Here is a 7,376-nt window from a genome sequence, read left to right as displayed (position 1 = left end):
GTCTCGGGCAGCGTGGTGGCATTCGCACCGAATTACGCGGTATTCATGCTCGGGCGCGCGTTGATTGGCCTGGCAATTGGCGGCTTCTGGTCACTGTCGGCGGCCACGGCAATGCGCCTGGTCGAGCCCGCCCAAGTGCCACGGGCCTTGGCCATCGTCAACGGTGGCAACGCCCTGGCGACGGTGATCGCGGCGCCGCTGGGCAGCTTTCTTGGCGGCCTGATTGGCTGGCGCGGCGCATTCTTTTGCGTGGTGCCAGTGGCCGTGATTGCGCTGGCCTGGCTGTGGCTGAGCTTGCCGGCGCTCAAGCACAGCGGCACGGCGGCCACCGGCAATGCGCTGCGCCTGCTGAAAAACCCCAAGGTGACCTTGGGCATGTGCGCTGTCAGCCTGTTCTTCATGGGCCAGTTCATGCTGTTCACTTACCTGCGGCCGTTCCTGGAAGGCGTGACCCGGGTCGAGGTGTCCACCCTGTCGCTGATGCTGCTGGTGCTCGGCCTGGCCGGCCTGGCGGGTACGGTGTTGATTGAGCACTTGCTCAAGCGCCACCTGTACCCGACGCTGATTGCTATCCCGCTGATCATGGCCGGCATTGCCCTTGCGCTGGTGGCGTTCGGTGGTTCAGCGATTGTCACCACCGTGCTGTTGGGCTGCTGGGGCCTGGTGGCCACTGCTGCGCCCGTTGGCTGGTGGACATGGCTGGCCCGCGCCTTGCCCGACGACGCCGAGGCCGGCGGGGGATTGATGGTCGCCATCATCCAGCTGGCGATTGCCGCCGGCGCCACCGTCGGTGGTGTGGCATTCGACGTGAGCGGCTATCAGGCCACCTTCGAGCTGAGCGCCGCCTTGCTGGTGATCGCCACGCTGCTCGCTTACCTGGCATCGCGCCGCCCTGCTCATGCGCGCATGGCGAGCGGCACTACTTGAAAAAATGACTCGGCGTTTTGCCAAACTGTTTCTTGAACATGCTGGTAAAAGCGCTGGGGCTTTCATAGCCCAATTCAAACGCCACATCGATGATCTTCTGCCCCACCGCAATGCGTTCCAGCGCCAGCAATAGCCGCGCTTGCTGGCGCCACTGGCCGAAGGTCATGCCGGTTTCCTTGCGGAACAGGCGCTGGATGGTGGTTTGGTCCAACCCCAACCGCGCACTCCAGTCGGCGACGGTGGAGGCATCACTCGGCTCGTCCTGCAACGCCAGGCAGATCGGGCTCAGGCGTGGGTCGGCAGGCTGGGGCAAAGACAGCGGCAAGGCCGGCAGGATAGCCAGTTCATCAAGAATCAGGTGCATGATCCGCGCGTCGCGTGAATCCTCGGCATACGGCGGTTTCAGGCTCACCGAGGCCTTGATCAGTTCACTCAGCAACGGCGAGACCGTCACCGTCTTGGGCTCGGCCGGCAGGTTGGGGAAGCTGTCCGGGCGCACGAACACGCTGCGCATCTGCAGCGTACCCACGCAGCGCAGCGAGTGAACTTGACCGCAAGGCATCCAAAAGCCACGATTGGGCGGCACCGTCCATTGCCTCAGGGCCGAGTACACCACCATCACACCGCCAATGGCGTACAGCAGTTGGTGCTTGTTGTGGCTGTGTTCGGGGATCACCCAGTTTTCGGGGTAATCGGTGGCCGAGCTGATGACGGCCCAGTCGCCCTCATCGATTTCTCGCAGAAATTTATCCAGTGATTTGATCATTTCGCCCTTTTTGCGATGGTTTCTGCCCGAATTGCGCGAGACAGGCATTGGCGCCGAATCTAGCATAAACGCCGAGTCCAGATGGAGTGGCGGTTCACATCACCGCCGCCCGCCTCCACGCCTGTCAGCTGCCTTGTACGGAATGCCCGCATGTCCACAGTCACAGCGTCACCCGCCGCACCTTCGACCAGCCCGCAAGTAAGCCCCTTAGTCATGCGCGTCCTGGGCGCCTGTGCCCTGGCGCACCTGATCAATGACTTGATCCAGGCGGTGCTGCCGTCGATCTACCCGATGCTCAAGGCCAACTACGGCCTGAGCTTTACCCAAGTCGGCCTGATCACCCTGACCTTCCAGTTGACCGCCTCGCTGTTGCAACCGTGGATCGGCTACCACACCGACCGCCACCCCAAACCCTGGCTATTGCCGGCGGGCATGGTGTGCACCTTGGTCGGCATCTTGATGCTGGCCTTTGTCGGCAACTTCCCGGCGATATTGCTCGCGGCGGCGCTGGTGGGCGTGGGCTCATCGACCTTCCACCCGGAAACCTCCCGCGTTGCACGCCTGGCTTCCGGTGGGCGCTACGGCTTGGCGCAATCGACCTTCCAGGTCGGCGGCAACACCGGCAGCGCCTTCGGCCCGTTGCTGGCGGCGGCGATCATCATTCCCTACGGCCAAAGCCACATCGCCTGGTTCGGCCTGTTCGCGGTGTTCGCCATCCTGGTGCTGTACGGTTTGAGCCGCTGGTACCGCCACCACCTCAACCTGTTCAAGCTCAAGCAAGGCAGCCAGGCGACCCACGGTTTGTCCAAAGGCCGCGTGACCTTCGCCCTGGTGGTACTGGCTGTGCTGGTGTTCTCCAAATACTGGTACATGACCAGCCTGACCAGTTACTTCACGTTCTACCTGATCGAGAAATTCCAGCTGTCGGTGGCCAGCTCGCAGATGTACCTGTTCCTGTTCCTCGGCGCAGTGGCCGTGGGCACCTTTGCCGGTGGCCCCATCGGCGACAAGATCGGCCGCAAAAAAGTTATCTGGTTCTCCATCCTCGGCGCCGCACCATTCACCCTGGCCCTGCCCTACGTCGACCTGTTCTGGACCGCCGTACTCAGCGTGGTCATCGGCTTTATCATCGCCTCGGCGTTCTCCGCCATCGTGGTGTTTGCCCAGGAACTGGTGCCAGGCAATGTGGGCATGATCGCAGGGATATTCTTCGGCCTGATGTTCGGCTTTAGTGGGATCGGCGCGGCGCTGCTCGGGATGCTCGCCGATCATCACGGCATCGAGTACGTGTACAAGCTGTGCTCGTTCCTGCCGTTGGTGGGTATCCTCACGGTACTGTTGCCGTCGACCAAAGGCGTTTGATCGGTTGCTGTAGGAGCGAGCTTGCTCGCGAAAAACTGACAGACGCCGCGTATATCAGGACACACGCGTTATCGTTGACGTTTTTCGCGCGCAAGAACAAGAACTAGGCGTCCCCCTCGCTCCTACAGGTTATGACTGACCCTCACACTGCGCCCGGTCTTCACCGACTCCAGCGCACAATCAGCCAGATGCAACGCATACAAACCATCACGCATACTGGTGGGCAACTCGCGCCCCTCATTCAGCGCATCGATGAACTGCGTCAGCTCATTGCGATACGCATCCGCGTAACGCTCAAGGAAAAAATGCTGCAACGGTTCCAACGCTTCGGTGTGCTCAGCGCTCCAATGGCGCACGGTGCTGGGCCGGTGATTGTCGGTCAGCAGCACGCCGCTGGCGCCGGAAACTTCTACGCGCTGGTCGTAGCCATACACCGCCTGGCGGCAGCAGTTGATATGGCATTGTTTGCCCGAAGCGGTGCGTAGCAAGACCATGACGCTGTCGTAGTCGTCGATCTGCTCCAGGGTCGGGTCCACCAGGCGGCTGGCGAAGGCGCTGACTTCCACGGGTTCCTCGCCGAGCAAGTGGCGAGCAGTGTCAAAGTCATGGATGGTCATGTCGCGCAGGATCCCCCCGGAGTGTTCCAGGTAGTCACGCGGTGCCAGGCCAGGGTCGCGACTGGTGATGATCACCTGGCGCACGGCACCGATCTGGCCGGCGTCCAGCGCCTGGCGCAGGCGCAGCATGTCGGGGTCGAAGCGCCGGTTAAAGCCAAGCATTACCTTGCCGCCCTGGCGCTCTACGGTTTGCGCAGCGCTGCGCGCCTTGGCGATGTCCAGGTCGATGGGTTTTTCGCAGAGCACCGCCTTGCCCTGGGCCACCGCAGCCAGCAACAGATCGATGTGGGTGTCGGTGGGCGTGCCGATCACCACCGCATCGATGTCCTCGCGGCTCAGCACGGTGGCGCAGTCATACGCGGCCTCGCAGCCCAACTGGGTGCTCAAGGCATCGACACCTGCGCGCCAGGGATCGGCCACCAACACCAGCGTGGCATTGGGATGGGCGGCAACGTTGGCGGCGTGGATCTTGGCGATGCGCCCGGCACCTAGAACGGCGATACGTAGCATGGTCGAACTCCTGGATTATTATTGGATAGGGTGTTTCAGCGCTTCAGTCCGGCAGGTTGAACGGCGTGACGATCTGCACCTGTGACGGCGCAATCGGCCCGGCCTTCCATAGCCGGTGGTATTGCAGGATGTGCAGGAATACGTGGCGGGCATCGATCTGCAGGTTGTGATCAATGATCGCCGCGACTTTTTCTTCGCGCAGCAGTTGGCGGTTTTCTTCGTCAAGGTCGTGGCCGATGAATACCTCCAATGAACGGTCCTGCGCGGCAAACGCGTCGACAATTGCGCGGTTGCCACCGCCGACGCTGTACACCGCCTTCAGCGCGGGGTGCTGGTGCAAGGCTTGGGTCACTCGTTCAAAGGTGCGCTCATACACGCCGTAGCCGCCGCTGATATCCAGTACCCGCAGGTGCTCGGCGCGGCCACGCAGCCAGGCACGAAAACCCATCTCGCGCTCTTCTTCGCCGCGGAACAACTCGCTGCCGATCACCACCGCCACGTCCTGAGGATCGCTCGGCAGCCAGCGCGACATCAGGTAGGCAGCGGTCTGGCCAGCCGTGCGATTGTCCATGCCCACATAGCCGATGCGCTCGCTTTGGGGCAGGTCGGTGACCAAGGTCACCACCGGAATGCCGGCCGCAATCAGCTGCTTGACGGCCAGGTTCACCGCCGGTTCATCCGCAGCCTTGAGCACCACACCCTGGCTGCCCGTGTCGAGGCAGCGCAGCAGCTGGTCGTGCATGGCCTGGGGCTCGATCTCCTCGAACAGGTGAAAACGTGGCGCGATGCGAAACGGTGCCAGGCTGGCCAATTGGCCAACGATCGCCGCCTGCACCGCGGCGCTGAAACGCTGGGGCGTGTGCATGATTACGTCCACATGGAAGGTGCGCCCCACGGCCAAGCCATTTTTTTCCTGGGATTCCAACTCCTCCAATGCCTGCTCAATACGCCGCCGGGTCTGGGCATGCACGCTGCCGCGCTGGTGCAGCACGCGGTCCACCGTGGCCTTGCTGACGCCAGCCTGGGTGGCGAGTTGCTTGATGGAAAAGTGCTTTGCGCGTTCGAGCATGGGTTTCGCCTGAGGTGTTTTTGAGGTCTTTTTTGGGCGTTACTGAGGTTTCGCAATGCTAGTCTCAGTTTTGCCTGGCGTCGAGCCAGGTCAGCAAAACAATAAAAATCCAGGAGAACCCTCATGCCCCACTCCGATCTTGCGACCTCGTTCAGCGGCCAATACTTTGTCGTAACCGGCAGCACCCAGGGCCTCGGCGCGGCGGTGGCCCATACCCTGGCTCGCCGTGGTGCGGCCGGATTGATTATTTGCGGACGTCGCCGTACCGAGGGCGAAGAGCAGGTGCGCCAACTGGCACAGCTGGATTGCCAGGCATTTTTTGTCGAGGCCGACCTGGAAAAGGTCGAGGACTGCCGCGCAATCATCGAAGCGGCGCGCGTCCATTTCGGCACTTTGCACGGCTTGGTGAACTGCGCCGGCATGTCTGACCGTGGCACCATTCTCGACACCTCGCCGGAACTGTTCGAGCGCTTGTTTGCGGTGAATGTGCGGGCGCCGTTTTTCTTAATGCAAGAAGCGCTGAAGCTGATGATCAGCAGCGGTGTTGAGGGCGCGGTGGTCAATATCCAGAGCGTTACCGGCCATGGTGGGCAGTCGTTCTTGAGTGCTTATGCGGCGTCCAAGGGCGCGCTGGCGATCCTGACCAAGAACGTCGCATTCAGTGCCTTGCGCAACCGCATCCGCGTGAATGGCCTGAACATCGGCTGGATGGACACGCCCCACGAGGATCAGATCCAGCGCCAGTACCACGGCGCCCAGGACGGCTGGCTGGCCGATGCCGAACGCACCCAACCATTTGGGCGCCTGCTCAAGCCCGAAGAGGTAGCGCGCAGCGTGGCATTTCTGCTGTCCACTGAGTCGGGAATGATGACTGGCGCAGTGATCGACCTTGAACAAGGTGTGGTCGGCTGCACCGACAGCAGCACCCCACAACCTCACCAGGCCCTGAGCCTTCCAGGAGGTATGTGATGTCGGCTTTCGTAACCGGCGACGCGGTGCGCCTGGCCGACTTCAGCCGGATCTGTGCGCAGCGCACCAACGCCAGCGACTACCCGCTGTGCCTTGAGGTACAAGGCAATGTGCCGATCTATCAGGCCCACACCTTGCGCAACAGCGACCGCCTGGTCGTCATGAACGAACTGCATCACCTGTTCCGTGACGGGCCCGGCGTAGTGGTGGTGCGCCAAGCCTATGAAGACCTGGAAGTGGTGGACCGCCACAGCCAGGTCTTCGACGCGATCTTTGCCCATGAAGCCGCCCAGGGCGTAGCCGCCGATCACTTTGCCAAGGCCGGCAGCAATGGCAGGATCTGGAACGCGCTACAGAAGGCGGCCTTACAGTCCCCCGAATCCTTTGCCGAGTACTACGCCAACCCTCTGCTGGGGTTAATTGCCGAAGCCTGGTTGGGGCCGGGTTTTCAAGTCACGGCGCAAGTCAATGTGGTGCATCCAGGTGGCCAGGCGCAGCAGCCGCACCGAGACTATCACCTGGGTTTCCAGACCAACGATGTGGTCGAACGCTTTCCGCTGCCGCTGCATGCGCTGTCCCAACATCTCACGTTGCAAGGTGCTATCGCACATTCGGATATGCCGCTGGAAACCGGCCCCACCCAGCTGCTGCCCTTTTCCCAGCAGTATGCCTTGGGGTACCTGGCGTGGCGTCGCACGGAGTTTATCGACTACTTCCAGCACCACGCGGTGCAATTGCCGCTGAACAAGGGCGACTTGCTGTTCTTCAACCCGGCACTGTTCCATGCCGCCGGCACCAACCGCACGGCCGATCGCCAGCGCATGGCCAACCTGCTGCAAATCTCCTCGGCATTCGGCAAGCCGATGGAAGCCATCGACCGCGACCGCATGATGCTGGCGGTGTATCCGGTGCTGCTCGCCAACCCCAACCTGGATTCCCGCGCCGTGGTCGCCTGTACCGCAGACGGGTACTCCTTCCCCACTAACCTCGACACCGACCCACCCTTGAGTGGCCTGGCCCCGCAAACCGGGCAACAACTGATGCTGAAAGCCCTCGACGAACGCTGGCCGTGCTCGGACTTCGCCGCCGCCGTGGCGCAGCTGCGGGCCAAACGCCAAGCGTGAACCGCCCTGCTTTGACAACAACAAAAACAACG

At 62.2% G+C, this 7,376-nt stretch carries 7 protein-coding genes; 4 read left to right on the top strand and 3 right to left on the bottom strand.

All coding sequences use genetic code 11. The annotated features are described in order from the left end of the window. Nucleotides 1–927: MFS transporter (locus tag GIW04_RS11275; protein WP_236478980.1), on the top strand; the 927-nt coding region annotated here is incomplete at its 5' end. On the opposite strand, the gene GIW04_RS11270 is transcribed toward GIW04_RS11275, so the two are convergent. Beyond that, nucleotides 920–1,741, bottom strand: coding sequence for an AraC family transcriptional regulator (locus GIW04_RS11270; protein WP_034135456.1), 822 nt, complete (start codon nucleotides 1,739–1,741; stop codon nucleotides 920–922). The genes GIW04_RS11275 and GIW04_RS11270 overlap by 8 nt on opposite strands. A gap of 102 nt (nucleotides 1,742–1,843) precedes the next feature. On the opposite strand from GIW04_RS11270, the gene GIW04_RS11265 reads away from it, so the two are divergent. Beyond that, on the top strand, nucleotides 1,844–3,055 hold the full coding sequence (locus tag GIW04_RS11265) for an MFS transporter (protein ID WP_034135455.1): 1,212 nt from the start codon (nucleotides 1,844–1,846) through the stop codon (nucleotides 3,053–3,055). Between the two features lie 122 nt (nucleotides 3,056–3,177). Here the strand turns inward: GIW04_RS11265 and iolG are convergent, their stop codons facing one another. Continuing rightward, complete coding sequence (gene iolG / locus GIW04_RS11260) at nucleotides 3,178–4,182, bottom strand: inositol 2-dehydrogenase (RefSeq protein WP_003190860.1); 1,005 nt, start codon at nucleotides 4,180–4,182, stop codon at nucleotides 3,178–3,180. 43 nt (nucleotides 4,183–4,225) lie between these two features. Then, entirely contained in the window at nucleotides 4,226–5,251 is a 1,026-nt protein-coding gene (locus tag GIW04_RS11255; protein WP_034135453.1) for a LacI family DNA-binding transcriptional regulator, read from the bottom strand. 123 nt (nucleotides 5,252–5,374) lie between these two features. Here GIW04_RS11255 and GIW04_RS11250 point away from each other — a divergent pair, with 123 nt between their 5' ends. After that, nucleotides 5,375–6,220, top strand: a complete 846-nt coding sequence (locus tag GIW04_RS11250; protein WP_003190858.1) for an SDR family oxidoreductase — start codon at nucleotides 5,375–5,377, stop codon at nucleotides 6,218–6,220. Then, a complete protein-coding gene (locus tag GIW04_RS11245) occupies nucleotides 6,220–7,344 on the top strand; it encodes a phytanoyl-CoA dioxygenase family protein (protein ID WP_094775529.1) in 1,125 nt (374 codons plus the stop codon). Before GIW04_RS11250 ends, GIW04_RS11245 begins: the two co-directional genes overlap by 1 nt. Nucleotides 7,345–7,376: the final 32 nt, after the last annotated feature.

This window comes from Pseudomonas sp. PA-4-8C (assembly GCF_021606625.1).
GTDB lineage: Bacteria > Pseudomonadota > Gammaproteobacteria > Pseudomonadales > Pseudomonadaceae > Aquipseudomonas > Aquipseudomonas lactis.
Note: the sequence above shows the minus strand (reverse complement) of the source record. Positions and strands in the feature narration are given on the sequence as shown.

Coding starts and splice junctions, on each gene's coding strand:
- GIW04_RS11270 (WP_034135456.1), bottom strand. CDS start 1,741: ATGCCTGTCTCGCGCAATTCGGGCAGAAACCATCGCAAAAAGGGCGAA.
- GIW04_RS11265 (WP_034135455.1), top strand. CDS start 1,844: ATGTCCACAGTCACAGCGTCACCCGCCGCACCTTCGACCAGCCCGCAA.
- iolG (WP_003190860.1), bottom strand. CDS start 4,182: ATGCTACGTATCGCCGTTCTAGGTGCCGGGCGCATCGCCAAGATCCAC.
- GIW04_RS11255 (WP_034135453.1), bottom strand. CDS start 5,251: ATGCTCGAACGCGCAAAGCACTTTTCCATCAAGCAACTCGCCACCCAG.
- GIW04_RS11250 (WP_003190858.1), top strand. CDS start 5,375: ATGCCCCACTCCGATCTTGCGACCTCGTTCAGCGGCCAATACTTTGTC.
- GIW04_RS11245 (WP_094775529.1), top strand. CDS start 6,220: ATGTCGGCTTTCGTAACCGGCGACGCGGTGCGCCTGGCCGACTTCAGC.